Source organism: Streptomyces sp. 13-12-16, assembly GCF_002114215.1.
Classification (GTDB): domain Bacteria; phylum Actinomycetota; class Actinomycetes; order Streptomycetales; family Streptomycetaceae; genus Streptomyces.
In genome coordinates this window covers 1-867 of the sequence record NZ_NCTE01001366.1, presented here as the reverse complement: position 1 = coordinate 867, position 867 = coordinate 1, and the positions used below count along the sequence as shown (strand labels likewise).

The 867-nt window shown below is 73.2% G+C and carries 1 pseudogene; it reads right to left on the bottom strand.

What is annotated here, in order from left to right:
- Positions 1-750, bottom strand: a pseudogene (locus tag B7767_RS40950) (hypothetical protein); the annotation flags it as partial.
- Positions 751-867: the final 117 nt, after the last annotated feature.

The window sequence follows — 867 nt, the reverse complement described above, 5'->3', positions numbered from 1 at the left end:
GCCCCCCCGCCACTGCGCGAGGACGGGCGGCAGCAGCCTCGGCAGCACGAACCCGGCCGAGCACAGCAGCGCGCCCAGCGAGGCCATCGGCGGGGCGACCGTGGTGGACAGGAAGTCCAGCTCATGGCCCGTCCAACGGGCCACCAGGGCCGTGTACTTGGTGAGCTGGAACCCCACCACGTCCAGCAGTGCCCCCACGAGGATCAGCCGCAGCCCGGTCCGCAGCAGCCCGCCGACCTCGCGCCCCCACTTGACGCAGACGGCGCACATCACCAGCATCGCCGCGCTGTGCCCGACCAGGTAGAGCAGGATCATCTCCCGCATGAACGGGGTGTTGGCGTAGTACGTGTCGAGGTCGGTCAGCCGTTCGGTGTCCGCCTCGGCGAGCGCGAACAGGACGACGATGGCGGCGACCAGCAGCCCGTAGGCGGCCACACTGCGCAGCACCATGCGCCGCACCCGCTCCCGCGACCCGCCCCGCCAGTTGATCAGCAGCACCAGCACCGCGCAGCTGTACGCGGAGAGCATCCCGTAGGTCAGCGGGGCCCCGAAGTTGGGGACGCCGGTGAGGGAGTTGACGCGGGCCAGGGTGGCCGGGGCGGCGCACACGAAGACCAGGGCGCCCAGGATGACCGCCGCGCAGGTGGACAGCGTCAGCGGGTTGCGCGGGGCCGCCGTGCGCGGGCGGCGGAACAGCAGCACGGACGTCATCCCGAAGACGAGGGCCGCCAGGTAGACGACGAGGCTCATACCGGCCGGCTCCTCTCGTGCGGGGCCCGGTTCACGCGGTCCCCGCCGTGGTCGTACCGCTCGGCACCGCACCGGCCGCCGGCGTCGGGGCCGCGCCGGTCAGCGCGTCGGCGATCC